Origin of the sequence: Pseudomonas sp. 22072 (genome assembly GCF_052046095.1) — a bacterium.
Classification (GTDB): Bacteria; Pseudomonadota; Gammaproteobacteria; order Pseudomonadales; family Pseudomonadaceae; genus Aquipseudomonas; species Aquipseudomonas paracarnis.
Window position 1 is genome coordinate 56,701 of record NZ_JBQEQE010000023.1, and the last position, 26,274, is coordinate 82,974.

Below are 26,274 nucleotides of genomic sequence, written 5' to 3' on the forward strand. Positions count from 1 at the left end.
TCCAGAAGCTCGTGGAAAAGTGTTCTGGTTGGTTAAATCCAGGAATGACGAGCCGGCAAGGTGCCGTTGAGCCGATAGGCGCCGATGGCGTGGTACTTCCAGCGCACCGGGTCGTGCAGGGTGTGCACCCGGGCGTTGCGCCAGTGACGGTCAAGGTTGAATTCGGCCAGGGTGGCGCGGCTGCCGGCCAGTTCAAAGAGCTTCTCGGTGACTTGTAACGCCACTTCGGTGGTCAGCACCTTGGCCTCGGCCACGGCAATCGAGGCGTGGGCGGCGGACTGCGCGGTGATCGGCGCGGCGCTGACCTGGTCAAGCACCTGGCCGGCCTTGCGCAGCAGGGCTTCGGCGGCGTGCAGTTCGATCTTCAACTTGCCGATATCAGCGATCACATACAGGTCGTCGCTGGCCCGTTCGACCTTGGCGTCGATCCACGGGCGTGAGCGTTCACGCACGAAGGCAATGGCATCGTCGAGGGCGCCTCGGGCGATGCCAGCGTCGATGGCGGCCTGGATCAGTTGCGACACGGCCCCCTGGATATTCGGGCTTTCGCCCAGGCGCCAGTTGTCGATGACCAGTTCCGGCTCCACGGCCACGCGATCAAGCAAGACGGTACCGCTGGCGGTGGTGCGTTGGCCAAAGCCCGACCAGTCATCGACGATGCGCAGCCCCTCGCTGCCGCGCCGCACGAAGGCCATGACTTGCTTGCCGTCATCGTTCAACGCTTTTATGGCGACCCAGTGAGCAAACAGTGCGCCGGTGGAGTAGAACTTCTGGCCGCTGACCACGTACCCATCACCTTCGGCCGTAATGCGTGCCTTGAGCTTCAGGGTATTTTTGGTGCCGCGTTCCGGGCCGCCGTTGCCGATGCGCCAGCCGTCGAGCACGCTCTGGAACAGCTGCTTTTTCTGACGCTCGGTCGCGGTGCCCTGCAATACGTACAAGATGCCGAAATGGTTCTGCGGGATCTGCCCGAGTGCCGGGTCGGCTGCGCTGATGATCGCGAAGACTTCGGCCAGGGTCACAAACGACACCTGTGGGCCGCCGTATTCCCGGGGAATGGAAATACTGCCCAAGCCGCTGCGGGTGAACTGTTCTATCTGCGCCCAGGGCAGTTTGCGTTGCTGGTCGCGCTGGGCGGCGTGCAGGCGTGCAGCCTGGGCCAGTTCGTGGGCTGCACTCAGTGCCTGGGCGTCGTTGCGCAACACCGTGGCTGGCAACAGCAGGGGGGCTACGTCCAGATCACTCTGGGGGGGTGTTAGAGCCAAGTTAGACATCAGCGCCGCTCCTTGGCTGCACGCAATGCCCTGGCGTTGCGCACCGGGGTAATTCTGACCATACCGACCTCGCATTCAATGAAATAAACAGAAAAATCAGGAATGTCCGGTGGTCCGGTGCATATACCCTAAGCGTGTTAATTATTTAAATAAACTAACTTTTAGGAATATGCATAGAAGGGCTGTCACCCCGGTTCACAGGGTGAACCGAAGCGACGCGGTTGATAGCCCGGTGCGGGCGAGGCAGTGCGGGGCGGTGTGCAGGCGGCGATGCGCAGCGTGCGGGCGGGCGCCCAGCGGGAGTTGTTACCCACGCGGTCGAGAATGCAGTAGGTGACTTCCAACCGGCAGTCGTCGCCGGCTTCGACAATCACGTGGGGCGGCACCCACACCTGCACCGCCAGGCCGACGCTGTTGGCTTGGATGCGGGGCAGGTCCAAGCGTACATCGCCCCAGCGCAACGTAATGGCATCGCCCGTGCTCATGTTCAGGTAAGGCTCGATGGTCAGCGGAATGCCGCGCCTTACCTGGCTGCTGTTGACGCCGTGGCGGCGAATCGTCTCGGGCAAGTTCACGGGCGCCAGATTCTGGTTTTCAGTGTCGCCTTCAGGGTTCAGGCGCGGCGAAGGCTGACCGCCCGGATAGCTGGTCTTGACCCGCACCAGCGTCACCGCCGAGCGCATCGGGCCATGGCCGATCTGCAAGACCTGGTAATGGACGCGTGCCGGTCCGTCCTGCACAAAGCTCTGCGGTACGCATAAGTGGGTACACGTGCCGATCCTGCAGGCCGTCACCTTGCGCGAGGCGGCGAAGCAGTTGTTCCAGAACAGTTCGATCAGGTCGCCTTCTTCCATGCTCGGGTAGGGTAAAATGTCGACCTGCAAGTGGGCGGAGGCCAGGGCGCTGATGCCGTTTCCAATAGCCTGGGGAAGCCTTGGGGCACTGAGCGTGGCCGGGGTTTGAGTGTGTGTCATAAGTAATCTCCTTGATGCAGCCAGCAGCAATCGTTCCGAAACCTGGACGCACAGGCGCAAGGGGGTTCGAAAGGCACGATTCAGTCAGTAGCCGGGATAGGATCCAATCCTCAAGGCGCTAGATAAGAGGGTTGGCCAAGGAGCGTCAATGGAGGCAAAGGGCTAAACGGCGGGTTTGGCGAGATTCAGACGGGTCTGACGGGGAGGGGGATTTTAAGGCGCTTGCGACGGGGGCTTTTACACGCTCAACCTGCAACCCGTTGTAGGAGCGAGCTTGCTCGCGAAGAACGCCCAGGCAACTCGGTCAATCTGATTCNTTCACCGCGTTATCGTTAACGTTCTTCGCGAGCAAGCTCGCTCCTACACTGGGAGGCGTCAGTGGGCGAGGAATTTGCTCAGGAACTGCTTGGTACGTTCTTCCCTGGGGTTGGCAAACAGCGCCTTGGCTTCGCCCTGTTCGACGATCACGCCCTTGTCGAAAAAGATCACCCGGTTGGCCACATCACGGGCAAAGCTCATCTCGTGGGTGACGATGACCATGGTGCGGTTTTCTTCGGCCAGGCTGCGAATGGTCGCCAGGACTTCGCCCACCAGTTCCGGGTCGAGGGCCGAGGTGGGTTCGTCGAACAGGATCACCTCCGGCTCCATGGCCAATGCGCGAGCAATCGCCACACGCTGTTGCTGGCCGCCGGACAGCCGCCGTGGGTACGACGCTTCCTTGCCCGCCAGGCCGACCCTGGCCAACAGCTTGCGCCCCAGTTCGGCCGCCGCTTCCCGTGGCATCTTCTTGACCACAATCGGGCCTTCGATGACGTTTTCCAGCGCGGTGCGGTGGGGAAACAGGTTGAAGTTCTGGAACACAAAGCCCACATGCTGGCGCAGGCGCCGCACCAGGCCCTGTTGCTGGTTGAGCGGCCTGCTGCTGTCGATCTCGATGTCACCCACCTTGATACGGCCGCTGGTGGGTTCTTCGAGGAAGTTCAGGCAGCGCAGGAAGGTGGTCTTGCCCGAACCGCTGGGGCCGATGATGGCGACCACTTCGCCTTCCTTGACCTCCAGGTCGATGCCGTTGAGCACCACCTGGCCGTTGAATTGCTTGGTCAATTTTTCAACCACGATCATGCTTCAAGACTCCAGGTCATGCCGGTTGACCCGGTCTTCCAGACGATTTTGCAGATGCGCCAGGATGCTCGCCAGGATCCAGTAGATCAGGGCCGCGGACAGATACATGGTGAAAATTTCGAAGGTACGTGCCGACACCAGTTGGGCCTGGCGGAACAGCTCGGGCACCTGGATGGTGGCGGCCAGCGCCGTGTCCTTGACCAGCGAAATAAAGCTGTTACCCAAAGGCGGCAACGCCGTGCGCATCGCCTGGGGCAGGATGGCCCTGCGCAACGTCTGCGCACGGGTCATACCGATACTGGCAGCAGCTTCCCACTGGCCACGCTCGATGGAGGCGATGGCGGCCCGCAGGATTTCACACGCATAGGCAGCCATGTTCAGCGAAAAGCCGATCATGGCGGCCGGGATCGGGTCCAGCTCGATGCCCACTTGTGGCAAGCCGTAGTAGATCAGGAACAGCTGCACCAGTAACGGCGTGCCGCGAAAGAACGACACGTAGACCCGGGCGGTCCAGCTCAAGAGCTTGAAGCGCGAGAGGCGCATCAAGGCCAGGCCGAAGCCCAGCAGCAGGCCGAAAAACATCCCGCCCAGGCTGAGGATTACCGTGTAGTACGCGCCCTTGAGCAGAAAGGGCGCGGAGTCCAGCGCGAGTTGGAAACCTGCTTCCATTATTGCGTGACGTCAGCGTTGAAGTACTTCTCGGACAGCGTCTTCAACGTGCCGTCGGCGCGCAGTTTGTCCAGAGCCTTGTTCACCGCATCGAGCAGCTCGGGCTCACCTTTGCGCAGGGCGATACCGGCTTCCTGACGGGAGAAGGCGTCGCCGGCAGCGGCGGTGTCGGGGGCTTTCTTGGCGTATTCCAGGGCGGCCAGGCGGTCGATCAGGATGGCGTCGATACGACCGATGCGCAGGTCCTGGAACTTGGTCGGGTCGTCGTTGTAGGTCTTGATAATGGCTTTTGGTTGGTTGTCCTTGAGCCATTGTTCGTAGTTGGTGCCCAGGCCCACACCGACTTTCTTGCCGGCCAGGTCGTCGGCTTTCTTGATCGAGTCGACGTTCTTTTTCAGCACCAGCGCCTGGATGCCGGACACGGTGTAAGGCTTGGAGAAATCGTACTTTTTCTTGCGCTCTTCGGAGATGGTCACCTGGTTGACCACGGCGTCCAGGCGCTTGGATTCCAGCGCGGCGAGGATGCCGTCCCAAGGGGTGGCTTGCAGCTTGACCTTGACGCCCAGCTCCTTGGCCAGCGCCTCGGACAGTTCCACTTCGAAACCGCTGAGCTTGCCGCTTTCATCGACAAAGCTGAACGGCGGGTAGGTGCCTTCCAGGCCGATCTTGATCTCGCCGGCCTTCTTGATGGTGTTCAATTGCTCGCCGGCAACCGCCTGGCCCAACCAGCCAGCGCCAAGCGCGAGGCCCAAAGTGCCAACCAACAGCGTGCGACGAAATGCAGAAATAGTCATGGAGAGCCCCTGTGTTTTTTATGGTGAGCGAAGCAGGTGACGCGGTAGTCGTATCCTGCCCTAAAGCGCGAAGCGCGTCTTCGCCTTCGGCGCGATGATAAGGTGGGTTTTTAAGTCTTGAAAATAATAAAAATACAATTTAATATTCTTTTCGGAAATATGTACAGCTCCCACATCGACAGTATTCAATCAGTTGAATACTGAGTCATAGGCAAACAATGCCGGCGCGCCACCGGTATGCAGGAAAATGATCGGCCCCTCTTCAAAGCGCTGGCGCCCGATGCCGTCCAGCAAACCGGCCATGGCCTTGCCGGTATACACCGGGTCCAGCAACAGACCTTCCTGGCTGGCCAAAAGTTTGATCGCCGAGAGGGTGCCAGCGTTTGGCTCGCCATACCGCGGCCCGAAATACTCGTCCCACAGGGTAACCTTGAAGGCGTCGGGCATAGCCACACCGAGCAACTCGGCGGTGCGTTCGGCCAGGCCCTGCACTTTCGGGAATTGCGCTTGCTCGGTGCGCGACACCGTGATGCCGATCACCGGCAACTGCGGCAGTGCTTCGCTCAAGGCCAGGGCCAGGCCGCTGTGGGTACCCGCACTGCCAGAGGCGAGCACCACGGCGGCGAATTGAATGCCGCTGTCTTCAATCTGCGCGGCCAACTCCAGCCCGGCGCGCACGTAGCCCAGCGCGCCGAGTGCATTGGAACCGCCGATAGGCACCAGGTACGGCTTCTTGCCGTTACTGCGCAGGCGGTCGGCGAGGGCGTTGAGTTGGTCGTCGGCGTTGTCGAGGTTTTCCACCAACTCCACTTTGGCGTCGAACAGCTCCAGCAGCAGGCGATTGCCGTTGCCCAGGTAGTTGGGGTCGTCGGTGCCGGTAGGGTTTTCCAGCAGGGCAACACAGCCCAGGCCAAGCCTGGCGGCGAGCGCGGCGGTCTGGCGAACATGGTTGGACTGGATCGCGCCGGCGGTGACCAGGGTGTCGGCGCCCTGGGCGATGGCGTCGGCGGCCAGGTATTCGAGTTTGCGCAGCTTGTTGCCGCCCATGGCCAGCGGCGTGGTGTCATCACGTTTGACGTAGATGTCCCTGCCCAGCCAAGCCGACAGCCGCTCGAGCTTTTCCAGGGCCGTGGCACTGCCCAGTAGTTCCAGACGGTTAAAACGGTCGAGCTGTTGTTTGATCATGGTTACGCACGGTGGCTGAGTGATTGGGGGACTATAGGCAGGCACTTTTCATCGGGCAACCGCCAATCGCTTATGACGAAAGGTTCTTAGCTCCATACCATTGGTTCTTAAGAGCTGCCTGGGTGCATACCGTAAAGTGATGGCCATTTCGTCAGGAGTGAATACCGTGAGTGAGCGTTCCAGTCATTGGCAATTGCAGACCATCGTCAGCCAGCTGCGCGGCGCCCGCGACCAGTGGCGAACGCGCAATGGGCGCTTGAGTGGCGAGCATGGTGGCCGCGAGTTGCCGTCCCGCGAGGCGGTGGCACAAATTCTTGAGGCCTTGTGCGGCGCTCTGTTTCCGATGCGCCTGGGCCCTGCGGACTTGCGCGAAGAAAGCGAAGACTTCTACGTGGGCCATACCCTCGACGTCGCGCTCAACGCCTTGCTCGCCCAGGCGCGCCTGGAGTTGCGCTATGCCGCGCGCCAGAGCGGTGAGGACGACAGCGAAGTCAACGCCCACGCCATTCGCCTGATCCAGGATTTCGCGCTGGCGTTGCCATCCTTGCGCAGCCTGCTGGACACCGACGTACTGGCCGCCTACCACGGCGACCCGGCCGCACGCAGTGTGGATGAGGTGCTGTTGTGCTACCCGGGCATCCTGGCGGTGATCCATCATCGCCTGGCCCACCACCTGTACCGCGCCGGCCTGCCGCTGCTGGCGCGGATCAGTGCGGAAATCGCCCACTCGGCCACCGGTATTGATATCCACCCCGGCGCACAGATCGGCCCGAGTTTCTTTATCGACCACGGCACAGGCGTGGTGATTGGCGAGACCGCGATCATCGGCGAGCGCGTGCGCATCTACCAGGCCGTGACATTGGGCGCCAAACGCTTTCCGGCGGATGAAGATGGGCAATTGCAGAAAGGCCACCCGCGTCACCCTATTGTTGAAGATGATGTGGTGATTTACGCCGGGGCGACGATCCTGGGGCGGATCACCATTGGCCAGGGTTCGACCATCGGCGGCAATGTGTGGCTGACCCGCAGCGTGCCGGCCGGGGCGAATATCACCCAGGCGAACTTGCAGCATGATGATGGGGCGCAGAAGTAATACCTGAGTCAAACGCCGGTCAGTGTGGGAGCTGGCTTGCNGGGTGGCTGACCCAGCGCTATCGCAGGCAAGCCAGCTCCCACATTTCGTATGTATTTCACCGTCGGGTTGCTGAACGATTCGTCTCCTTCACGCGTCATACCAATCCCTGAGCTAGTGTAGGAAACACCTACCACTCAGCCCTGCGATTAGTCCCAGACCGCCTATTCATGTTTAACTTGAACGTTCGTTCAAGTTAAACCGGTGGTTCGCTGCCCGCTCACAACAGGAGGCTTACCTTTGCTGAGTCCGTTTTTTACAGCCATATCCCGCAACCTTGAGGTGCATCGTTCATGAGTGCATCGTCCACCCCTTCCAGCGGCATGGTGCGCATGAATGCGCCCGTTTTCTATTTTGCCGCGACCGTCATCCTGCTGTTCGGCATCACGGTCATCGCTATCCCGCAACAGGCCGGTGCCTGGCTGCTGGCGGCGCAAAACTGGGCGGCCAATACGGTCGGCTGGTACTACATGCTGGCGATGACGCTGTATCTGGTCTTCGTGGTGGTCACCGCGCTATCGGGCTACGGCAAGATAAAACTCGGTGCCGACCACGACGAGCCCGAATTCAGTTACCTGTCCTGGGCTGGCATGTTGTTCGCCGCCGGGATCAGCATCACGCTGTTTTTCTTTTGCGTCTCGGAGCCGCTGACGCACCTGGTGCAGCCGCCCCAGGGCGAAGCAATGAACGCCGATGCGGCGCGCCAGGCCATGCAGGTGTTGTTCCTGCACTGGGGCCTGCATGGCTGGGGCGTGTTCGCGTTTGTCGGCATGGCCCTGGCGTATTTCGCCTACCGGCATAACCTGCCGCTGGCGTTGCGCTCGGCGCTGTACCCGCTGATCGGCAAGCGCATCAATGGCCCTATCGGTTACGCCGTGGATGGCTTTGGCATCATTGCCACGGTGTTCGGCCTGGGCGCCGACATGGGCTTTGGCGTACTGCACCTCAACTCTGGCCTGGACTACCTGTTTGGCATTGCCCATACCCAGTGGATCCAGGTGGGCCTGATCACTCTGATGATGGGCGCGGCGATCATCGTGGCCGTGGCCGGCGTCGACAAGGGCGTGCGGGTGATGTCCGACATCAACATGCTGCTGGCCTGTGCGCTGCTGCTGTTCGTGTTGTTCGCAGGGCCTACCCAGCACCTGCTCAACACCTTGATCCAGAACATCGGTGACTATCTGGGGGCGCTGCCCACCAAGAGTTTTGATGTATACGCCTACAACAAGCCGAGCGACTGGCTGGGCGGCTGGACGGTGTTCTATTGGGCCTGGTGGATCGCATGGTCGCCGTTCGTGGGCCTGTTTATCGCGCGTATTTCCCGTGGTCGTACCATCCGCGAGTTCGTGTTTGGCGTGCTGCTGATTCCACTGGGCTTCACCCTGGCGTGGATGTCGATCTTCGGTAACAGCGCCATCGACCAGGTGCTCAACCATGGCATGGCTGCACTGGGCCAGTCGGCGATCGATGACCCATCGATGAGCCTCTACCTGCTGCTGGAAACCTACCCGTGGAGCAAGACGGTGATCGGGGTCACGGTGTTCATCAGCTTTGTGTTCTTCGTGACCTCGGCGGACTCCGGCACTGTGGTGCTGTCCACCCTCTCGTCCAAAGGCGGCAACGCGGATGAAGATGGGCCGAAGTGGCTGCGTGTGTTCTGGGGCGCGATGACCGCCCTGGTCACCAGTGCGTTGCTGTTCGCCGGCAGTATCGACTCGCTCAAGTCTGCGGTGGTACTGACCTCGCTGCCGTTCTCGCTGATCCTGCTGCTGATGATGTGGGGGCTGCACAAGGCGTTCTACCTGGAGTCGCAAAAGCAGATCGCGCAGTTGCATTCCCTGGCACCGATCTCCGCTTCGCGCAAAGGCCGAGGCGGCTGGCGCCAGCGTTTGAGCCAGGCGGTGCATTTCCCATCCCGCGATGAGGTATACCGTTTCCTCGACACCACGGTGCGCCCGGCGATTGAAGAAGTGACCGCAGTGTTTGTCGAGAAGGGCCTTACGGTGGTGACCCAGCCCGACCCGTCCAACGACAGCGTCAGCCTCGAAATCGGCCATGGTGAAGAACGTCCGTTCATCTACCAGGTGCAGATGCGTGGCTATTTCACACCGTCGTTCGCCTTGGGCGGCATTGGCAAGAAAGAGATCAACAACCGCCGCTACTATCGGGCCGAAGTGCACTTGAGTGAGGGCAGCCAGGACTATGACCTGGTGGGCTACACCAAGGAGCAGATCATCAATGACATCCTCGACCAGTACGAGCGCCATCTGCAGTTCTTGCACATGGTGCGCTGATAGCGTTCCTCTCAAGTAGGTCTTTGCTGTAAAAGGAAGAGGCAGACTTAAGCGATTCAGCTGCTTAAAAGGCCCGGGAATATGCCTATTCCCGGGCCTTATTTGCCCTAGATCAAGAGAGGATTCGATGACGTACATTGCTGCCGAAAACCGCTATGAATCTATTCCTTATCGCCGCGTAGGCCGCAGTGGATTGGTGTTGCCGGCACTGTCCCTGGGGTTGTGGCACAACTTTGGTGACAGCACCCCGATCGACACCCAGCGCGCATTGCTGCGCACGGCGTTCGACCTGGGTATCAACCACTTCGACCTGGCCAACAACTACGGCCCGCCTTACGGCAGCGCCGAGATCAACTTCGGCCGGTTGCTGCGTGAAGACTTCAAGCACTACCGCGACGAATTGATCATTTCCAGCAAAGCCGGTTGGGACATGTGGCCCGGTCCTTACGGCCAGGGTGGCGGTTCGCGTAAATACGTATTGGCGAGCCTGGACCAGAGCCTGCAACGCCTTGGCGTCGATTATGTGGATATCTTCTACTCGCACCGCTTCGACCCCGACACGCCTCTGGAAGAGACCGCCAGCGCCCTGGCCACCGCCGTGCAACAAGGCAAGGCGTTGTACATCGGTATCTCGTCTTACTCCGGGGTAAAAACCCGCGAAATCGCAGCGTTGCTCAATGAGTGGAAAGTGCCGTTGTTGATCCACCAGCCGGCCTACAACCTGCTCAACCGTTGGGTGGAAAAAGACCTGCTGGACACCACTGAAGAACTCGGCGCCGGGGTGATCGCCTTCACGCCGCTGGCCCAGGGTTTGTTGACCGATAAATACCTCAATGGCGTACCGGCCGATGCGCGGGTGAACCGTCCGGGTGGTGGCTCGTTGCAGGCCCAGCACCTGTCCGAAGCCAACATCGCCCATGTACGCGGCCTGAATGAAATCGCCAAACGCCGTGGCCAGAGCCTGGCCCAGTTGGCGTTGGCGTGGACATTACGTGATCCGCGCGTAACCAGTGCGCTGATCGGCGCAAGCCGGCCGGAGCAGATTATCGAGAACGTCGGGGCGTTGAAGAACTTGAGCTTCAGTGCTGAAGAACTGGCGGAGATTGATCGGTTTGCGCAGGAAGGTGGGATCAACCTGTGGGAAAAACCGTCCACTGCTGAATAACCTTACACCACTGGGTGACCGTTCCCACGCTCTGCGTGGGAATGCAGCCCCGGACGCTCGGCGTCCGCTTTAAAGTCGTGACGCAGAGCGTCACAGGAGGCGTTCCCACGCAGAGCGTGGGAACGATCTGTCGCCAAGCGTTAGAACGGCACATCCCCAAGAATCGTCGCCCGGTGCATCACCCGCCGCTGCGGCCGGTAGTCATCCACGGCGTAATGCTGGGTGACGCGGTTATCCCAGAACGCCACATCATTCTCGTGCCAGCGCCAGCGAATGGTGAATTCCGGGCGGGTGGCGTGGGCGAACAGCAGCTTGAGAATGGCCTCGCTTTCGGCCGGTTCCAGTTCATTTATTCGGGTGGTGAAGCCGTCGCTGACGAATAGTGATTTACGTCCACTCACCGGATGCGTGCGCACGACTGGGTGCGATAGCGGCGGGTTTTTCTTGCGAGTTGCCTCCCAGCGCACAAGGTCCTCGGCGGTGTTGCCAAAGCGCTCCAGCGGGAACGACTTGGTGAAGTCGTGTGTGGCGGTGAGGCCATCGAGCAAGCGCTTTAGCGGTTCAGACAGTGCTTCATACGCCGCAATCCCACTGGCCCACAAGGTATCGCCGCCGAACGCGGGCAACAGCTTGGCGCTGAGCACTGCGCCCAGAGCAGGCGTGGGCAGGAACGTCACGTCGGTATGCCACACCGCGTTATCACGCACATCCGTGACGGCGGTGTCGAGGATCAGCACTTCGGGCTGTTCCGGCACGTTGGGGTAGATCGGGTGGATGTGCAGGTCGCCAAAGTTTGCCGCGAACCGTGCCTGTTGCGCAGGGGTGATCGGCTGGTCACGGAAGAACAGCACCGAATAGTCGAGCAACGCCTGTTCAATGGCGTCGCGCTGTTCGGGATTCAGCGGCTGGGTGATATCGACGCCGCCGATCTGGGCGCCCAGGGCGGTGCTTAATGGGGTAACGGTCAGGCTGCTCATTGTGGGTTCTTCACTCAGTGTGCCTGGCCATGCCAGGGCACTAATTTACGCTGCAGGGCGCGCAGGCCCATTTCCATGGCGAAGGCGATCAGGGCGATGACCAGGATGCCCAGCACCACCACATCAGTGACCAGAAACTGCGCCGCCGACTGCACCATAAAGCCCAGGCCGCTGGTGGCGGCAATCAACTCGGCCGCCACCAAGGTCGACCAGCCCACGCCCAGGCCGATGCGCACACCGGTGAGGATATCGGGCAGGGCGCTGGGCAGGATCACATGGCGAATCAGTTGCGCGCGGCTGGCGCCCAACGACTGCGCCGCGCGTAATTTGGCCGGGTCGACGGTGCGCACCCCAGTGGCGGTGGCGATGGCAATCGGGGCGAAGATAGCGAGGTAGATCAGCAGCACCTTGGACAGCTCGCCAATGCCGCACCAGATCACGATCAACGGCAGGTAGGCCAGGGGCGGAATCGGCCGGTAGAACTCGATCAGCGGATCGAGAATGCCACGGGCGATACGGTTGGCACCGATGGCGATCCCCACCGGCACGGCGGTCAGTACTGCAAAGCCCAGGCCCAGGCCGATGCGACTGAGGCTCGCGCCCAGGTGCTGCCACAAAGTGGAATCCATGTAGCCGGTGGTTGCCAGCAGCCAGCCTTTTTGCAACACGGCGGACGGTGGCGGCAGGAACAAAGGTTCGATCAAACCTGTGGCGGTCACCGCCCACCACAGGGCAAGCAAGGCCGCCAGGGTCAGCAGGCTGATCCAGCGCGTGCTCAGGCGACGGCGCAGCGGGATCACGGGATGTGTCGCAGGCTCGGTGGCCGTGGCGGGAAGTTCGTAGCTGCTCATGCGTACACCTGCCGTTGGGAGAACACTTTGCCCAGCACATGTTCACGGGTTTCGATAAAGCGCGGGTCGGACTTGATTGCGCGGGCTGATTCACCGGCGGCGTAACGTTGGCCGAAATCCAGCTGCAGGCGTTCGACGATCTGGCCGGGGTTGGGCGCCAGCAAGATCAAGTCGGTGGCGAGAAACACCGCTTCTTCAATGTCGTGGGTAATCAGGAATACCGGCTTGGCCGTGCGCCGCCACACTTGCAGCAGCAACTCCTGCATCTGTTCACGGGTGAAGGCATCCAGGGCGCCGAAGGGTTCGTCCATCAGCAGTACACGCGGGTCGGCCGCCAGCGCACGCGCCAGGCCGACGCGTTGCTTCTGGCCACCGGAGAGTTGCCAGATGCGGCGGTTGTCGAAACCGGCCAGGTCCACCAGCGCGAGCATTTCACGCGCCCGCACGTCGCGCTGCGCCTTGGGCACGCCGGCCAGTTCCAGGCCGAAAGCCACATTGGCCAGCACGTCCTGCCAGGGCAGCAGGGCATCGTCCTGGAACACCACGCCGCGCTCGGCGCTGGGGCCTTTGACCGGCACGCCATCGAGGGTGATACGCCCGGCAGACGGTTCGACGAAGCCGGCAATCAGGTTCAACAACGAGGTCTTGCCGCTGCCGGACGGGCCCAGGGCGACCAGCAATTGCTGGGGTCCAAGCTCCAGTGAAATATCGGACAGTACCGGTTCCGGGGCGCCTGGGTACTGTGCGCTGATGCGCTCCAGTTGTAGCAAGGCCATCGCAGTGAACTCCTGAGTCAGTTGGTAATGAACTTGGCGCTGACATAAGGGGCGTAGTCGGGCAGCACGGCCTCGACCTTGCCTTGCTCCTTGAGGAACGCAGCGGTGTCGGTGACGGCCTTGGTGGTCGGTGCGCCCAGCAGCGTTACCTGGTCGGCGGCCAACGGGTAGACGTTGCCTTGCAGCAGCAACGGGATATCGCTGGCCTTGGCGCCGGAGAGTTTCACCAGTTTGTCGACGTTGCCGGAATCGGCGAGCCAGGCTTGTGGGTCTTTGCGGTAGGCGGCGTAGGCATCCAGAGTGACCTTGGCGAAGGCGGTGACGATCTCTGGGTGCTTCTCGGCGAAGTCCTTGCGCACGATCCAGGCATCGAACGTCGGCGCGCCGAACTTGGCCAGCTCCCCGGAGGTGATCAGCACCTTGCCGGTTTCCTTGGCCACGCCCAGGGCTGGGTCCCAGACATAGGTGGCGTCGATATCACCGCGCTTCCAGGCGGCAATGATGGCCGGTGGGGCGATGTTGAGAATGGTGACTTTGGCCGGGTCGATGTTCCAGTGTTTAAGGGCGGCGAGCAGGCTGTAGTGGCCGGTGGAAACGAAGGGCACGGCGATTTTTTTGCCGACCAGGTCCTGAGGGCTGTTGATCCCCGAACCGTTATGCGCCACCAGGGCTTCGGCGCCGCCGATCTGGGTGGCGACGAGGAAGGTTTGCACCGGGACTTTACGGGTTATCGCGGCGGTGAGCGGGCTGGAACCGAGGTAGCCGATCTGCACGTCGCCGGACGCGATGGCGGCGATGATGTCGGCGCCATTGTCGAATTTGCGCCAGTCGATCTTGGCGTTGGTGGCTTTTTCATAGGCGCCGTCGGCTTGGGCGACTTTGGCCGGGTCCACGGTGGTCTGGTACGCAATGGTCACATCCGCCGCCTGGGCAAACAGGCTGGCACCGGCCAGGGACAATGCGGCCAACAGGCGCAGAGGGGTCAACAGTTTCAAGGGGAAGCTCCTAAATCAGGCGGCCGAGGGTCGGCGTGAGAGGAGACTAAATGATCTAAGAATCCGAAAATAAATAACTTTTTCGAATTAGCTTATGAGGGGAAATGGCGAAGCCTGTTTTCAGGCTGGCAAAAATAATATGGGCGCTGGCTTGCCTGCGATAGCGGTGTATCTGTCAACAGGTGGGTTGCTGACCTACCGATATCGCAGGCAAGCCAGCTCCCACAGGGGGAGCGAGCCTGAGGTTAGTTGCTGATGGCGAGGATGCTTGCCTGGTACGAACCGACAAACACATCGAAATCGCCTACTTCGTTCTGCTCCAGCTCTGCCTGTTGCGCCAGCGACGCACGGGCCAGTTCTTCAAAGTGCGCTTGTTCCTCAGGCGCCAAAGGTTCTTTGCGGAAGTATTCGGCATGGACTTCGCTTTGATGCAGGGAGAACTGCGCAAAGCTTTCCTTGCGCTCAGCCATGGCTGCCAACACCTGCGCCGACGGCGTCAGGGATGGGTCCTTGACCTTGGCCAACTGGGCGTCCAATGCCTCGCTGTGCTCGGTGATGCCATGGCTCTGATCGAGCAGGGCGGCCAGCGGGGCAATCTTCTCCAGCAACTCGGCCGCCCACTCCTTCATATCCACCGGCTGGCCGTCACGCTGCAATTGCAGGCCCGGACGGCGGCCTTCCTTGACCACGCTGAGGAAGTTGGAGGTGGCGTTGCCGCACTCGTTGTTGGCAAACAGTGGGCTGTCGTTCAGCGCGCAGTACAGCAGGAATGCGTCGAGGAACCGCGACTCTGGCAGGTCGATACCCATCGGCAGGAACGGGTTGATGTCCAGGCAGCGTACTTCGATGTACTGGATGCCGCGCGCCATCAACGCCTGGATCGGCCGCTCGCCGGTGTAGGTCACGCGCTTGGGACGGATGTTGGAGTAGTACTCGTTTTCGATCTGCAGGATGTTGGTATTGAGCTGCACCCACTCGCCATCCTTGTGCGTGCCGACTTCGACATAGGGCGCGTAGGGTGTTGCCACCGCTTCGCGCAGGCTGTCGGTGTAGCTGGCCAAATCGTTGTAGCACGGCGTCAGGCCGGCCTGGGCGTTGCTCTGGTACCCCAGGTCGCTCATGCGCAGGCTGGTGGCGTAGGGCAGGTACAGCGTGTCGGCGTCGAGGACTTCAAGCTGATGCGAGCGTCCGCGCAGGAAGCCGGCATCCAGGGCTGGCGAGGCACCGAACAGGTACATCAACAGCCAGCTGTAACGACGGAAATTACGGATCAGCGCGATGTAGGCCGTGGATTGATAGTCACGGTCGGTGCCGACAAACCCTTCTGTTTCCTTGAGCAACGGCCACAACGCTTCCGGCAGGGAAAAATTGTAGTGGATGCCGGCGATGCACTGCATGGTCTTGCCGTAACGCAGGGCCAGGCCCTTGCGGTACACGTACTTGAGCTGGCCGATGTTGGAGGTGCCGTAGTAGGCAATCGGAATATCTTCCTCGGCCGGCAACGGGCACGGCATCGAGGGGCTCCACAGGTATTCGCTGCCCAGCTTGGTGTAGGCAAAGCGATGGATCTTGTCCAGGCTGCTCAGAGTATCGGCCGGGTTCGGCAGGGCAGGGGTGATGAACTCCAGCAGCGATTCCGAGTAGTCGGTGGTGATCTGTTCATTGGTCAGCGCGGCGCCCAGGGCTTCGGGGTGCGGCGTTTGCGCCAGTCGACCTTCGTTGGTGACGCGCAGGCATTCGCGCTCGATGCCGTGCAAGCATTGCTCTAGCAGGGAGAGGTGTTCGCGCTTGCCGAGCAGGGCCAGGCGGCGGTTGAGAAGTTCGCTCAAGTTGGATTCCTTCACGCGTCAGTCGCCCCAATATGGGGGTGGGCAGGACGGTCTACAAGGGTGAAGTTGAAACTGGCGTGATCGCCTGGTTTTGAGTCGATTTGACCCGCTCTGAATCTGCCGACTTCACTCCATGAATTGGGCTACAGCGCAGCGAGAAAATTCCGACGCTGTTATCGCAGCGCCGAAATTAACTCAAATCGGGGGTGGGGAGCTATAGGACAGCGAACGTGCCCTGTGCTTTTGCGACAAGTCTTTCGCTCTGATACACGTCGGCCTCGACCACCAGGGTGCGGCGACCGGCGTGGATCACCCGGCTGGTGCACAGCACCTCACCGTCTTCCACAGCGCGAATATAGTTGATCTTGCATTCGATGGTGGCGCTCTGCTGGTCGAAACCATGGGCGCTGGAACAGGCCAGGCCCATGGTTATATCCACCAGGCTGAAAATCGCCCCGCCATGGAGCTTGCCCGCGCGGTTGCGCAGGTGCGGCTCCAGGGTCAGGGCCACCTCGGCAACGCCCTCTTCCAGGCGTTGCAGGCGGCAGCCGATCAGTTCGCTGAATGCGCTCTGGGTCAAACCGGCCGGAATTTCCATCAGCGCTTCTTCAACTGTTTAGCGTTGGCAAACAGCGACGCCATGGCGTTGTTGCTTGGCGCGGCGGTGGTGGTTTCCTTGCGCGGGGCGTTGCTCTGCGACTGGCGCGGCGCCGAACCGGGGCGAGCGCCACGGGCACCGTCGATTTTCTCGCCGGGGGTATCGCTCATGCGCATCGACAGGCCGACGCGTTTGCGTGGGATGTCGACTTCCATGACCTTGACCTTGACCACGTCACCGGCTTTCACCGCTTCACGTGGGTCCTTGATGAACTTCTCCGAAAGCGCGGAGATATGCACCAAACCGTCCTGATGCACGCCGATGTCCACGAACGCGCCGAAGTTGGTCACGTTGGTCACCACGCCTTCGAGGATCATGCCCGGTTGCAGGTCCTTGAGGTCTTCGACACCGTCCTGGAACTCGGCGGTCTTGAACTCCGGGCGCGGGTCGCGACCCGGTTTCTCCAGTTCTTGCAGGATATCGGTGATGGTCGGCACACCGAAGGTTTCGTCGGTGTACTTCTTCGGGTCCAGGCGCTTGAGGAACGCGGCATCACCAATCAACGAACGAATATCGCGGTCGGTTTCGGCGGCAATGCGTTGCACCAGCGGGTAGGCTTCCGGGTGAACCGCAGAGGCGTCCAGCGGGTTGTCGCCGTTCATTACGCGTAGGAAACCAGCAGCCTGTTCAAAGGTTTTTTCACCCAGGCGTGCGACCTTCTTCAGTGCGGCGCGGGTTTTGAACGCGCCGTTTTCGTCGCGATGGCTGACGATGTTCTGCGCCAGGGTGGCGTTGAGGCCGGAGATTCGCGCCAGCAGGGCCACGGATGCGGTGTTCACATCCACGCCCACGGCGTTTACGCAGTCTTCCACCACCGCATCCAGGCCGCGTGCCAGCTTCAGTTGCGACACGTCGTGCTGGTACTGGCCGACGCCGATGGATTTAGGGTCGATCTTCACCAGTTCGGCCAGCGGGTCTTGCAGGCGACGAGCGATGGACACTGCGCCACGGATCGACACGTCGAGGTCCGGGAATTCCTTGGAGGCCAGCTCCGAAGCCGAGTACACCGAAGCGCCTGCTTCGGAGACCATGACCTTGGTCATCTTCATGGCTGGGTATTTTTTGATCAGCTCGGCGGCCAGCTTGTCGGTTTCGCGGCTGGCGGTGCCGTTGCCGATGGCGATCAGGTCCACCGCGTGCTTGGCGCACAGGGCGGCCAGGATCGCGAGGGTCTGGTCCCACTTATTGTGCGGTACGTGTGGGTACACGGTGGCGTGGTCCAGCAGCTTGCCGGTGGCGTCGACCACCGCGACCTTGCAACCAGTGCGCAGGCCCGGGTCGAGGCCCAGGGTGGCACGCGGGCCGGCCGGTGCGGCCAACAGCAGATCGTGCAGGTTGTGGGCGAACACGTTGATCGCCTCGGTTTCGGCGCCGTCGCGCAGCTCGCCCAGCAGGTCGGTTTCCAGATGGGTGTAAAGCTTGACCTTCCAGGTCCAGCGCACCACTTCGCCGAGCCACTTGTCCGCCGGGCGGTTCTGGTTCTGGATGCCGAATTGTTGACCGATCATGCCTTCGCAGGGGTGCATGGTGCCCGGCAGCTCGTCACCGACTTTCAGCGCGGAGCTGAGAATGCCTTCGTTACGGCCGCGGAAAATCGCCAGGGCGCGGTGGGACGGCATGCTTTTGAGCGGCTCGTCGTGTTCGAAGTAGTCGCGGAACTTGGCGCCTTCTTCCTCTTTGCCGGCGATGACGCGGGCGCTGAGGATGGCTTCCTGCTTGAGGTAGGTACGCAGTTTTTCCAGGAGGCTGGCGTTTTCGGCGAAGCGCTCCATCAGGATGTACTTGGCGCCTTCGAGGGCGGCCTTGACGTCGGCGACGCCTTTTTCCGCGTCGATAAAACGGGCGGCTTCGGTTTCCGGGGTCAACGATGGGTCGTTGAACAAGCCATCGGCCAAATCACCCAGGCCGGCTTCCAGGGCGATCTGGCCCTTTGTACGACGTTTCTGTTTGTACGGCAGGTAAAGGTCTTCGAGGCGGGTCTTGGTGTCCGCGAGTTTGATGTCGCGTTCCAGTTGAGGGGTCAACTTGCCCTGTTCCTCGATGCTGGCGAGGATGCTGATACGCCGTTCGTCGAGTTCTCGCAGGTAGCGCAGGCGCTCTTCCAGGTGACGCAGTTGGGTGTCGTCGAGGCTGCCGGTCACTTCTTTTCGGTAACGGGCGATGAAGGGCACGGTGGAGCCTTCATCCAGTAGAGCGACGGCCGCTTCGACCTGTTGTGGGCGTACGCCGAGTTCCTCGGCGATGCGGCTGTTGATGCTGTCCATAAAACCACCTGAAATTCTTAAAATCAGCGCGCCGGCCCGTAAAAACAAGGCTCGGCGAGGCTGGTTGAGCGGCCCGACTGGCGCCGCTGCCTGGGTCAAGAGGCTGGCTATTGACCCTCGAAATCGAAAAAGTCACGACAAGCGGGTAAAAAAAGCCCGGCAGCAAACGGTAACGATCTGACGTTGCCCTGCACGGAGGCGCCGCATTATAACCAGCGTTCTGCCCTTGGGGGCTACTGCGCCGCAGCTTGTAGGGCGCGGGTTCGCTGGCAGTAGATGAAAAATCTGCTAACAATGCACACGGTGCGTATAACGGCAGCTACGCCATAATGCGCGCCGAGATAAGAGGAGCATCCAATGAGCAGCACCGCACAAACTGCTGAAGGCGAAAAAATTCTCATCGTTGATGACGATCCGGGGCTGAGCAGCCTGCTGGAGCGTTTTTTCAACTCCAAGGGCTATCGTGCCCGCGCGGTGCCGAACACCGAACAGATGGATCGTCTGTTAGGGCGTGAAGTTTTCAACCTGGTCGTACTCGACCTGATGTTGCCCGGTGAAGACGGCCTCACTGCCTGCAAGCGCCTGCGCGGTGCGAACAATCAGATCCCGATCATCATGCTCACCGCCAAGGGCGATGAACTGAGCCGCATCAAGGGCCTGGAGCTGGGCGCTGATGACTACCTGGCCAAGCCGTTCAACCCCGATGAGCTGATGGCGCGGGTCAAGGCCGTGTTGCGTCGCCAGGCACCGGCGGTACCGGGTGCACCGGGCAGCGAAGACGAAAGCGTCACCTTTGGCGATTACGAATTGTCGCTGGCCACCCGTGAGCTCAAGCGCGGTGAAGAAGTGCACATGCTCACCACCGGCGAATTCGCAGTGCTCAAGGCCCTGGTGATGAACGCTCGCCAGCCGCTGACCCGTGACAAGCTGATGAACCTGGCCCGTGGCCGGGAATGGGACGCCCTCGAGCGCTCCATCGACGTGCAGATTTCCCGATTGCGCCGGATGATCGAGCCAGACCCGTCCAAGCCGCGGTATATCCAGACGGTGTGGGGTGTGGGTTATGTGTTTGTGCCGGATGGCACCGCAACCAAGTGACCGATGATTTGCAGGGGCGGGTATCCTGGCGTTTGACTCCATGAGGGGCGACGGGATGCCCGGCGTCTGCAATTCTGCGAGCGCCGCTCGTTCCTGCAAGGTGTGCAGCTTTCATCTATGAAAACCCCGCTGTGGTTCCCACAAAGTTTCTTCTCCCGCACCCTCTGGCTGGTGCTTATTGTCGTTCTGTTTTCCAAGGCGCTCACGCTGGTTTATCTATTGATGAACGAAGACGTGCTGGTGGACCGGCAGTACAGCCATGGTGTCGCCCTGACGTTGCGTGGTTATTGGGCGGTAGACCCTGAGAACCGCGAAAAAGTAGCCAAGGCGTCGACGCTGACGCGGGTTGACGGCGCTGGTGTGCCTGAAGGCGAGCAGCATTGGCCTTACAGCGAGATCTACCAGCGCCAGATGCAGGCCGAGTTGGGCGCGGACACCGAGGTGCGGCTGCGTATGCATGTTTCGCCTGCGCTGTGGGTGCGAGCGCCAAGCCTGGGGGATGCCTGGATCAAGGTTCCGCTTTATCCGCACCCGCTGCGGGGGCAAAAAATCTGGAACGTGTTGGGCTGGTTCCTGGCCATTGGCTTGCTCTCAACGGCGTCCGCGTGGATTTTCGTCCGCCAGCTCAACCAACCCCTCAAGCGCCTGGTGTTCGCCGCTCGCCAACTGGGCCAGGGGCGCAGTGTGCGCTTGCCGGTCAGCGACACGCCCAGTGAGATGACCGAGGTGTACGGCGCCTTCAACCAGATGGCAGAAGATGTCGAACAGGCCGGGCGCGAACGCGAGTTGATGCTGGCGGGGGTGTCCCATGACTTGCGCACGCCGCTGACGCGATTACGGTTGTCCCTGGAGTTGATGGGGGACCATACCGACCTCACCGATGACATGGTGCGCGACATCGAGGACATGGACGCTATTCTGGACCAGTTCCTGGCGTTCATCCGTGACGGGCGGGATGAAGTGGTCGAGGAGGTCGACCTCACCGACCTCGTGCGTGAGGTGGTTGCGCCCTATAACCAGAATGGTGAGCAGGTGCGCACGCGCCTGGAGCCGATCCAGCCGTTCGCATTACGCCGGGTGTCGATGAAGCGCCTGCTGAACAACTTGATTGGCAACGCCTTGCACCATGCCGGTTCCGATGTGGAAGTGGCGGCGTACGTTTCTGGCGACAGTGCCGCGCCTTACGTGGTGCTGAGCGTGATGGACCGTGGCACAGGAATCGACCCGGCTGAGCTGGAGGGTATCTTCAACCCCTTCACCCGTGGCGACCGCGCCCGAGGAGGCAAGGGCACCGGGTTGGGGTTGGCGATTGTGCGGCGGATTGCGTCGATGCATGGCGGCAATGTCGAGTTGCGCAACCGTGAAGGCGGCGGGTTGGAAGCGCGGGTGCGGCTGCCGCTGGGGTTGATGCTGCCTCGAGACGCTGTCTAACAAGCAATATGAATGCAAATGTGGGAGCTGGCTTGCCTGCGATAGCGGTAGTTCATTCAACGACGATGTTGAATGTACCGGCGTTATCGTAGGCAAGCCAGCTCCCACAGTGGTTTGCGGCGTGTGGCAGATGTGGGTATTCAGCCCTTTCCCTTGGTCCGAGTCATATTCGGCCCGCCATTCTTTTCCAGATGCTGAATGATGATCCCCGCCACATCCTTACCGGTGGTGGTTTCGATCCCTTCCAGGCCCGGCGATGAGTTTACTTCCATCACCAGGGGGCCATGGTTGGAGCGCAGGATGTCCACACCCGCCACACTCAGCCCCATCACCTTGGCCGCCCGCAGCGCGGTCATGCGCTCTTCCGGGGTGATCTTGATCAGGCTGGCGCTGCCGCCACGGTGCAGGTTGGAGCGGAACTCACCGGGCTTGGCCTGGCGCTTCATGGCTGCGATCACCTTGTCGCCCACCACGAAGCAGCGAATGTCCGCGCCGCCCGCTTCCTTGATGTATTCCTGCACCATGATGTTCTGCTTGAGGCCCATGAACGCCTCAATCACCGACTCCGCCGCCGTTGCTGTTTCACACAGCACCACTCCGATGCCCTGGGTGCCTTCCAGTACCTTGATCACCAGCGGTGCGCCATTGACCATCTCGATCAGGTCGGGAATGTCGTCCGGAGAGTGGGCAAAACCGGTGACCGGCAGACCGATGCCCCGGCGCGACAGCAGTTGCAGGGAGCGCAGCTTGTCCCGCGAGCGCGCAATGGCCACGGATTCATTCAGCGGAAACACCCCCATCATTTCAAACTGGCGCAATACCGCGCAGCCATAGAAGGTCACCGAAGCGCCGATACGCGGGATTACCGCGTCAAAGCCTTCCAGGGGTTTGCCCCGGTAGTGGATCTGCGGCTTGTGGCTGGCAATGTTCATGTAGGCACGCAACGTGTCGATCACCACCATTTCATGGCCACGTTCAGTGCCGGCCTCGACCAGGCGGCGGGTGGAATACAGACGCGGGTTTCGCGACAGCACAGCAATCTTCATGCAGCACCTGGGGCAGAAATAGTGGAGACCGGGAACACCGGCTTGTCTTGAACGTACTTGAGGCCTGGATTGACCACCAACTGGCCGTCAATCAGCGCCTTGGAGCCCAGCAGCAGGCGGTAACGCATGGCTTTGCGACAGGCGAGGGTGAACTCCACCCGCCATACCCGATCACCCAGGGCCAGGGTGGTGCTGATCACGTAGCGCACCTGTGCATGGCCGTTGGAGCTCTTGATGGTTTTCATCGTCACCAGGGGCGCTTCACAGCGGCGGTGACGCAGTTGCACCACGCTGCCCAGGTGCGCGGTAAAACGCACCCACTTTTCACCGTCGCGCTCAAAGGGCTCGATATCGGTGGCGTGCAGGCTTGAGGTACTGGCACCGGTGTCGATCTTCGCCCGCAGGCCCGCCACTCCCAAGTCGGGAAGTGCCACCCACTCACGCAGACCCACAACGGTCAAATGGTCAAATGTCTTCAATATGGTTAACCGGTCAATTCGCCCAGGCTTGAGGAGATACCTCAGCCAACGCTTTGAATGCGGGCTTGGCGAACCAGAAGCCCTGCATCAGAAATATTCCGCAGTCGGACAGGAAGTCGCGCTCGCCGGCACTTTCGATGCCCTCGGCGATGACAGTAACCCCCAACTGCTCACAGATTGTGACAATCCCCCGGACGATCACCTGACGGACACGATCCTGGTCGACATCGCGAATCAGCGCCATGTCGAGCTTGATCAAGTCAGGTTGGAAATCGGCCAGCAGGTTCAGCCCCGAATAGCCCGCGCCGAAATCGTCGATGGCGGTCTTGAAGCCGAATTCGCGGTATTCACGCAGAATATTCGTCAAATGGCGATAGTTATCTACGTGCTCGCTTTCCAGGGTCTCGAAAATCAGCCGGTCCAGCGGGAAATTGTGCGCCTGGGCGGCCTCCAGAGTGCTGCGGATACACAGTTCCGGACGATATACAGCATTGGGCATGAAGTTGATGGAAAGGTGAGTCTGCATGCCCAGGGCTGCGGCACCGGCGATGGCCTTGGTCCGGCAGCGCTGGTCGAAGCGGTAGCGATTGGTTTCGTTGACCTGAGCCAGCACCGACAGCGCGCCTTCTCCCTGGGGACCGCGTACCAAGGCTTCGTTGGCGAAGATCGAATGGTCACGCAGATCTACGATAGGCTGGTAGGCGAACGCAAAATCGAACCCCAGAGGCTCACTTTGCTGGCAACCCACGCACCGCTGGTTGGGCGAGGTGAGTGAAAGGGGAAAGTCGGTCACGGCGTATCCTCGCGAAAACAGGGTGCTACCTGGCGTATCTTAGGTGAGCCTTGGGGTTTATGCGTCGAAGGGTTTCAACGGTAAAGTTGCGACATTTTTCAGAGCGAGGAATTCAAGTGGCTCAAAAGCAGGAAGATGAAGAGAAGGTCCGGCTGGACAAGTGGTTGTGGGCAGCGCGGTTCTATAAGACCCGCGCTCTGGCCAAGGCCGCTATCGAGAGCGGCAAGGTGCATCATCGCGGCGAGCGCTGCAAGCCGGGAAAGGAGCCGCGCGTCGGCGACGAGTTTCAGATTCGTACAGGGTTTGATGAAAAAACCATCGTGGTACAGGCGCTTTCCATCATCCGCCGGGGCGCGCCTGAAGCGCAGGCACTGTATGCCGAGACCGAAGCCAGCATCGCGAAGCGCGAAAACGCTGCGGCCATGCGCAAGGCAGGGGCTTCAGGCCTGACCACTGACGGCAAGCCGAGCAAGAAGCAGCGCCGCGATCTGTTCAAGTTTCGCGGCAGCGGCAATGACGATTGATTGCACGAGTCGCCCATGCAAACTCGATCAAATGTGGAAGCGGGCTTGCCCGCTCCCACTTTTAGCCCTGGGGGGTTACGGAGTGGTGCGCATGACACTCAACCGCCCAATAACGGGCAACTTGCTCAGTAGCCCGAAAAGCGGCGCCGTCATCCGCAACAAAGCGCCCGACACCTTCGCCGCAAACGGCGTGTAATACCCCCACCCCAGCGCCAACAGCGCCAGCAGTACGCCACCGATATAATCGTCCTGGCCCCAGTGCGCGCCGGCTACCAGCCGCGGCATCATGAACAGCAGCGCCAGGCCCCAGATCACCAGCACCTGGCCGATGCGCCGGGCGAACACGCTCATGAACATCGCCCAGATCAATAGCACCGAAGCATGGTCGCCGGGGAAGCTCTGGCTCGAGCGGTCCTTCAATTCCCAGGTTTTCTCCAACCCTGGGAAAAAGTCGCTCATTTGAATCGCGCCGCTGATGACCATCGACGGGCTACTGTGCTGCCAGCCCATGTGCGCCGCGAGTTTTGAGAACAGCATGCGGATAAACAGCAATAGCAGCAGAATGCCGAGGAAGCCAAAAAACGCCTGGCGCACGTGTACGGCCTTGAACACCCAATCGCCGCGAATCAGCAGTGCCAGCAAAATCACGCCGACCACTGCATCAAACGGCCGCAGGCTGGCCACGGCCCACACATGTAGCCAGGTCGAGTTCGTGGCCAATGGGCCATTGAGCAGATGAAACAGCCACTCGTCGAAAATCACACAGAGCATCTGGCCCGTGGGCCACAGCCAAAAACACAGCAGTCCGATAGCGAGTAGATTGCAAAGAGCCCATCGCCGGAGGTTCCAGTTGGCTTGGAACAAACCCGGATTGTTCATAAACTGTCCCTCATCGCTCTATTCAGCTCCTTGAATTCAGGAGAAGTCGCACCAAGATGGTGCTAAAGCGTTTAATTTTATAAACCTTGTAATCATTTTGTCATCACTTCAGATACCCAGACCTATGACTGATCTACCGGATACCGACTTCACCCAACGCTTCATCTTCGATGAGAGCGATGCCCGCGGCGAGATGGTTTCGTTGGAGCTCAGCTATGCCGAAGTCCTTGCCAAACACGCCTATCCGGAGCCGGTCGCGCAATTGCTCGGCGAGTTGATGGCCGCCGCGGCGCTGCTGGTGGGCACCATGAAGTTCGACGGTTTGCTGATCTTGCAGGCTCGTTCCGAAGGGCCAGTGCCCATGTTGATGATCGAGTGCTCGAGCGAGCGCGAGATCCGTGGCCTGGCCCGTTACGAGGCTGACCAGATTGCCGCAGATGCCACCTTGGCCGACCTGATGCCCAACGGCGTCCTGGCACTGACTGTCGACCCGACTGAAGGCCAGCGGTACCAGGGTATTGTCGACCTCGACGGCCAGACCCTGTCGGAATGCTTCACCAACTACTTCGTTATGTCCCAGCAAGTGGGCACCAAGTTCTGGCTTAACGCCGACGGCAAGCGCGCCCGTGGTTTGCTGGTGCAACAACTGCCGGCCGATCGCATCAAGGATGAGGATGATCGTGCCGAAAGCTGGCGGCATATCATCGCCTTGGCCGACACCTTGAAGGCCGAAGAACTGCTGGGCCTGGACAACGAAACCATCCTGCACCGCCTCTACCACGAAGAGGCCGTGCGCCTGTTCGACGCACAGGGCCTGCATTTTCACTGCAGTTGCTCGCGCGAGCGTTCCGGTAACGCGCTGGTCAGCCTGGGCCTGGAAGATGCGCAAAATCTGGTGGTGGAACATGGCGGCCATATCGAGATCGACTGCCAGTTCTGCAACCAGCGCTACCTGTTCGACGCGGCTGATGTAGCGCAATTGTTCGCCGGCGCAGGCAGCGACACCCCTTCCGACACCCGCCACTAAAACGTTTAAGCACAGGTAAATCACCTGACAAACGCCGG

General features: G+C 60.8%; 24 protein-coding genes. 7 read left to right on the top strand and 17 right to left on the bottom strand.

Translation table 11 applies throughout. The features are described from left to right. Positions 1 to 32: 32 nt before the first annotated feature. The 6 genes from ACTJLA_RS21115 to ACTJLA_RS21140 all read right to left on the bottom strand — a co-directional run bounded on the left by ACTJLA_RS21115 (position 33) and on the right by ACTJLA_RS21140 (position 6,018). Positions 33 to 1,274 (bottom strand): SfnB family sulfur acquisition oxidoreductase, encoded by a 1,242-nt coding sequence (locus tag ACTJLA_RS21115; RefSeq protein ID WP_440842063.1) that lies wholly within the window; start codon positions 1,272 to 1,274, stop codon positions 33 to 35. Positions 1,275 to 1,459: 185 nt separating this feature from the next. After that, positions 1,460 to 2,248: a hypothetical protein gene (locus ACTJLA_RS21120; RefSeq protein ID WP_313043411.1), complete on the bottom strand. Its 789-nt coding sequence runs from the start codon at positions 2,246 to 2,248 to the stop codon at positions 1,460 to 1,462. 375 nt (positions 2,249 to 2,623) lie between these two features. Continuing rightward, positions 2,624 to 3,370, bottom strand: coding sequence for an L-cystine ABC transporter ATP-binding protein TcyN (tcyN, locus tag ACTJLA_RS21125; protein ID WP_014716461.1), 747 nt, complete (start codon positions 3,368 to 3,370; stop codon positions 2,624 to 2,626). Positions 3,371 to 3,373: 3 nt separating this feature from the next. Further along, positions 3,374 to 4,039, bottom strand: coding sequence for a cystine ABC transporter permease (tcyL, locus tag ACTJLA_RS21130; protein ID WP_003187646.1), 666 nt, complete (start codon positions 4,037 to 4,039; stop codon positions 3,374 to 3,376). Next, positions 4,039 to 4,833, bottom strand: coding sequence for a cystine ABC transporter substrate-binding protein (gene tcyJ, locus ACTJLA_RS21135; protein WP_440842064.1), 795 nt, complete (start codon positions 4,831 to 4,833; stop codon positions 4,039 to 4,041). The genes tcyL and tcyJ overlap by 1 nt, the downstream gene beginning before the upstream one ends. A gap of 189 nt (positions 4,834 to 5,022) precedes the next feature. Further along, positions 5,023 to 6,018: a D-cysteine desulfhydrase gene (locus ACTJLA_RS21140; protein WP_197881541.1), complete on the bottom strand. Its 996-nt coding sequence runs from the start codon at positions 6,016 to 6,018 to the stop codon at positions 5,023 to 5,025. 166 nt (positions 6,019 to 6,184) lie between these two features. On the opposite strand from ACTJLA_RS21140, the gene epsC reads away from it, so the two are divergent. From epsC to mgrA, 3 genes are all read left to right on the top strand, one after another. Continuing rightward, positions 6,185 to 7,111 carry a serine O-acetyltransferase EpsC gene (gene epsC / locus ACTJLA_RS21145; RefSeq protein ID WP_014716464.1) on the top strand — a complete coding sequence of 309 codons (927 nt, stop codon included), beginning with the start codon at positions 6,185 to 6,187 and terminating at the stop codon, positions 7,109 to 7,111. A gap of 371 nt (positions 7,112 to 7,482) precedes the next feature. After that, positions 7,483 to 9,444, top strand: a complete 1,962-nt coding sequence (gene betT / locus ACTJLA_RS21150; protein WP_175550958.1) for a choline transporter BetT — start codon at positions 7,483 to 7,485, stop codon at positions 9,442 to 9,444. Between the two features lie 127 nt (positions 9,445 to 9,571). Continuing rightward, the gene (gene mgrA / locus ACTJLA_RS21155; RefSeq protein WP_034125489.1) at positions 9,572 to 10,609 is read left to right on the top strand and encodes an L-glyceraldehyde 3-phosphate reductase; all 1,038 of its coding nucleotides are present in this window, start codon (positions 9,572 to 9,574) and stop codon (positions 10,607 to 10,609) included. 140 nt (positions 10,610 to 10,749) lie between these two features. On the opposite strand, the gene tauD is transcribed toward mgrA, so the two are convergent. The 7 genes from tauD to ACTJLA_RS21190 all read right to left on the bottom strand — a co-directional run bounded on the left by tauD (position 10,750) and on the right by ACTJLA_RS21190 (position 18,959). Continuing rightward, a complete protein-coding gene (tauD, locus tag ACTJLA_RS21160) occupies positions 10,750 to 11,586 on the bottom strand; it encodes a taurine dioxygenase (RefSeq protein ID WP_197900309.1) in 837 nt (278 codons plus the stop codon). Between the two features lie 14 nt (positions 11,587 to 11,600). Further along, positions 11,601 to 12,437 carry a taurine ABC transporter permease TauC gene (tauC, locus tag ACTJLA_RS21165; RefSeq protein WP_057975356.1) on the bottom strand — a complete coding sequence of 279 codons (837 nt, stop codon included), beginning with the start codon at positions 12,435 to 12,437 and terminating at the stop codon, positions 11,601 to 11,603. Next, a complete protein-coding gene (gene tauB, locus ACTJLA_RS21170) occupies positions 12,434 to 13,213 on the bottom strand; it encodes a taurine ABC transporter ATP-binding subunit (RefSeq protein ID WP_054896655.1) in 780 nt (259 codons plus the stop codon). Before tauB ends, tauC begins: the two co-directional genes overlap by 4 nt. A 17-nt stretch (positions 13,214 to 13,230) precedes the next feature. After that, a complete protein-coding gene (gene tauA / locus ACTJLA_RS21175; RefSeq protein WP_440842066.1) occupies positions 13,231 to 14,208 on the bottom strand; it encodes a taurine ABC transporter substrate-binding protein in 978 nt (325 codons plus the stop codon). A gap of 245 nt (positions 14,209 to 14,453) precedes the next feature. Next, positions 14,454 to 16,037, bottom strand: coding sequence for a glutamate--cysteine ligase (gene gshA, locus ACTJLA_RS21180; protein WP_054920278.1), 1,584 nt, complete (start codon positions 16,035 to 16,037; stop codon positions 14,454 to 14,456). A gap of 214 nt (positions 16,038 to 16,251) precedes the next feature. Beyond that, positions 16,252 to 16,635: a PaaI family thioesterase gene (locus ACTJLA_RS21185; protein WP_052199927.1), complete on the bottom strand. Its 384-nt coding sequence runs from the start codon at positions 16,633 to 16,635 to the stop codon at positions 16,252 to 16,254. Then, on the bottom strand, positions 16,635 to 18,959 hold the full coding sequence (locus tag ACTJLA_RS21190; protein ID WP_440842067.1) for a Tex family protein: 2,325 nt from the start codon (positions 18,957 to 18,959) through the stop codon (positions 16,635 to 16,637). The genes ACTJLA_RS21185 and ACTJLA_RS21190 overlap by 1 nt, the downstream gene beginning before the upstream one ends. Positions 18,960 to 19,316: 357 nt before the next feature. On the opposite strand from ACTJLA_RS21190, the gene ompR reads away from it, so the two are divergent. Next, complete coding sequence (gene ompR / locus ACTJLA_RS21195) at positions 19,317 to 20,057, top strand: osmolarity response regulator transcription factor OmpR (protein ID WP_003187669.1); 741 nt, start codon at positions 19,317 to 19,319, stop codon at positions 20,055 to 20,057. Positions 20,058 to 20,174: 117 nt separating this feature from the next. Further along, the gene (locus ACTJLA_RS21200; RefSeq protein WP_003187671.1) at positions 20,175 to 21,488 is read left to right on the top strand and encodes an ATP-binding protein; all 1,314 of its coding nucleotides are present in this window, start codon (positions 20,175 to 20,177) and stop codon (positions 21,486 to 21,488) included. A gap of 140 nt (positions 21,489 to 21,628) precedes the next feature. Here the strand turns inward: ACTJLA_RS21200 and rimK are convergent, their stop codons facing one another. Genes rimK through rimA form a run of 3 tightly spaced genes read right to left on the bottom strand, consistent with a single transcriptional unit; the run spans position 21,629 to position 23,806 of the window. Further along, a complete protein-coding gene (gene rimK / locus ACTJLA_RS21205; protein ID WP_003187674.1) occupies positions 21,629 to 22,534 on the bottom strand; it encodes a 30S ribosomal protein S6--L-glutamate ligase in 906 nt (301 codons plus the stop codon). Further along, positions 22,531 to 23,013, bottom strand: a complete 483-nt coding sequence (gene rimB / locus ACTJLA_RS21210) for a retropepsin-like aspartic endopeptidase RimB (RefSeq protein WP_003187676.1) — start codon at positions 23,011 to 23,013, stop codon at positions 22,531 to 22,533. The genes rimK and rimB overlap by 4 nt, the downstream gene beginning before the upstream one ends. Before the next feature lie 13 nt (positions 23,014 to 23,026). Then, a complete protein-coding gene (gene rimA / locus ACTJLA_RS21215) occupies positions 23,027 to 23,806 on the bottom strand; it encodes a S6 modification regulatory phosphodiesterase RimA (protein WP_440842069.1) in 780 nt (259 codons plus the stop codon). 116 nt (positions 23,807 to 23,922) lie between these two features. Between rimA and ACTJLA_RS21220 the strand changes: the two genes are divergently transcribed. Further along, positions 23,923 to 24,330 carry an RNA-binding S4 domain-containing protein gene (locus tag ACTJLA_RS21220; RefSeq protein WP_440842070.1) on the top strand — a complete coding sequence of 136 codons (408 nt, stop codon included), beginning with the start codon at positions 23,923 to 23,925 and terminating at the stop codon, positions 24,328 to 24,330. Positions 24,331 to 24,405: 75 nt separating this feature from the next. Here ACTJLA_RS21220 and ACTJLA_RS21225 read toward each other — a convergent pair whose 3' ends face one another. Next, positions 24,406 to 25,209 carry a phosphatase PAP2 family protein gene (locus ACTJLA_RS21225; RefSeq protein WP_200583226.1) on the bottom strand — a complete coding sequence of 268 codons (804 nt, stop codon included), beginning with the start codon at positions 25,207 to 25,209 and terminating at the stop codon, positions 24,406 to 24,408. A 124-nt stretch (positions 25,210 to 25,333) separates the two neighbouring features. On the opposite strand from ACTJLA_RS21225, the gene hslO reads away from it, so the two are divergent. After that, complete coding sequence (gene hslO, locus ACTJLA_RS21230; protein ID WP_054920269.1) at positions 25,334 to 26,236, top strand: Hsp33 family molecular chaperone HslO; 903 nt, start codon at positions 25,334 to 25,336, stop codon at positions 26,234 to 26,236. Positions 26,237 to 26,274 lie beyond the last annotated feature (38 nt).

Excerpts from the sequence above, each read along its gene's own strand:
- ACTJLA_RS21190 (WP_440842067.1), bottom strand. The coding sequence starts at position 18,959 with ATGGACAGCATCAACAGCCGCATCGCCGAGGAACTCGGCGTACGCCCA.
- mgrA (WP_034125489.1), top strand. The coding sequence starts at position 9,572 with ATGACGTACATTGCTGCCGAAAACCGCTATGAATCTATTCCTTATCGC.
- ACTJLA_RS21225 (WP_200583226.1), bottom strand. The coding sequence starts at position 25,209 with ATGAACAATCCGGGTTTGTTCCAAGCCAACTGGAACCTCCGGCGATGG.
- rimK (WP_003187674.1), bottom strand. The coding sequence starts at position 22,534 with ATGAAGATTGCTGTGCTGTCGCGAAACCCGCGTCTGTATTCCACCCGC.
- tcyL (WP_003187646.1), bottom strand. The coding sequence starts at position 4,039 with ATGGAAGCAGGTTTCCAACTCGCGCTGGACTCCGCGCCCTTTCTGCTC.
- tcyN (WP_014716461.1), bottom strand. The coding sequence starts at position 3,370 with ATGATCGTGGTTGAAAAATTGACCAAGCAATTCAACGGCCAGGTGGTG.
- tauB (WP_054896655.1), bottom strand. The coding sequence starts at position 13,213 with ATGGCCTTGCTACAACTGGAGCGCATCAGCGCACAGTACCCAGGCGCC.
- ACTJLA_RS21200 (WP_003187671.1), top strand. The coding sequence starts at position 20,175 with ATGAAAACCCCGCTGTGGTTCCCACAAAGTTTCTTCTCCCGCACCCTC.
- ompR (WP_003187669.1), top strand. The coding sequence starts at position 19,317 with ATGAGCAGCACCGCACAAACTGCTGAAGGCGAAAAAATTCTCATCGTT.
- tauD (WP_197900309.1), bottom strand. The coding sequence starts at position 11,586 with ATGAGCAGCCTGACCGTTACCCCATTAAGCACCGCCCTGGGCGCCCAG.
- betT (WP_175550958.1), top strand. The coding sequence starts at position 7,483 with ATGAATGCGCCCGTTTTCTATTTTGCCGCGACCGTCATCCTGCTGTTC.
- tcyJ (WP_440842064.1), bottom strand. The coding sequence starts at position 4,833 with ATGACTATTTCTGCATTTCGTCGCACGCTGTTGGTTGGCACTTTGGGC.
- ACTJLA_RS21140 (WP_197881541.1), bottom strand. The coding sequence starts at position 6,018 with ATGATCAAACAACAGCTCGACCGTTTTAACCGTCTGGAACTACTGGGC.
- ACTJLA_RS21185 (WP_052199927.1), bottom strand. The coding sequence starts at position 16,635 with ATGGAAATTCCGGCCGGTTTGACCCAGAGCGCATTCAGCGAACTGATC.
- ACTJLA_RS21120 (WP_313043411.1), bottom strand. The coding sequence starts at position 2,248 with ATGACACACACTCAAACCCCGGCCACGCTCAGTGCCCCAAGGCTTCCC.
- ACTJLA_RS21115 (WP_440842063.1), bottom strand. The coding sequence starts at position 1,274 with ATGTCTAACTTGGCTCTAACACCCCCCCAGAGTGATCTGGACGTAGCC.
- hslO (WP_054920269.1), top strand. The coding sequence starts at position 25,334 with ATGACTGATCTACCGGATACCGACTTCACCCAACGCTTCATCTTCGAT.
- tauC (WP_057975356.1), bottom strand. The coding sequence starts at position 12,437 with ATGAGCAGCTACGAACTTCCCGCCACGGCCACCGAGCCTGCGACACAT.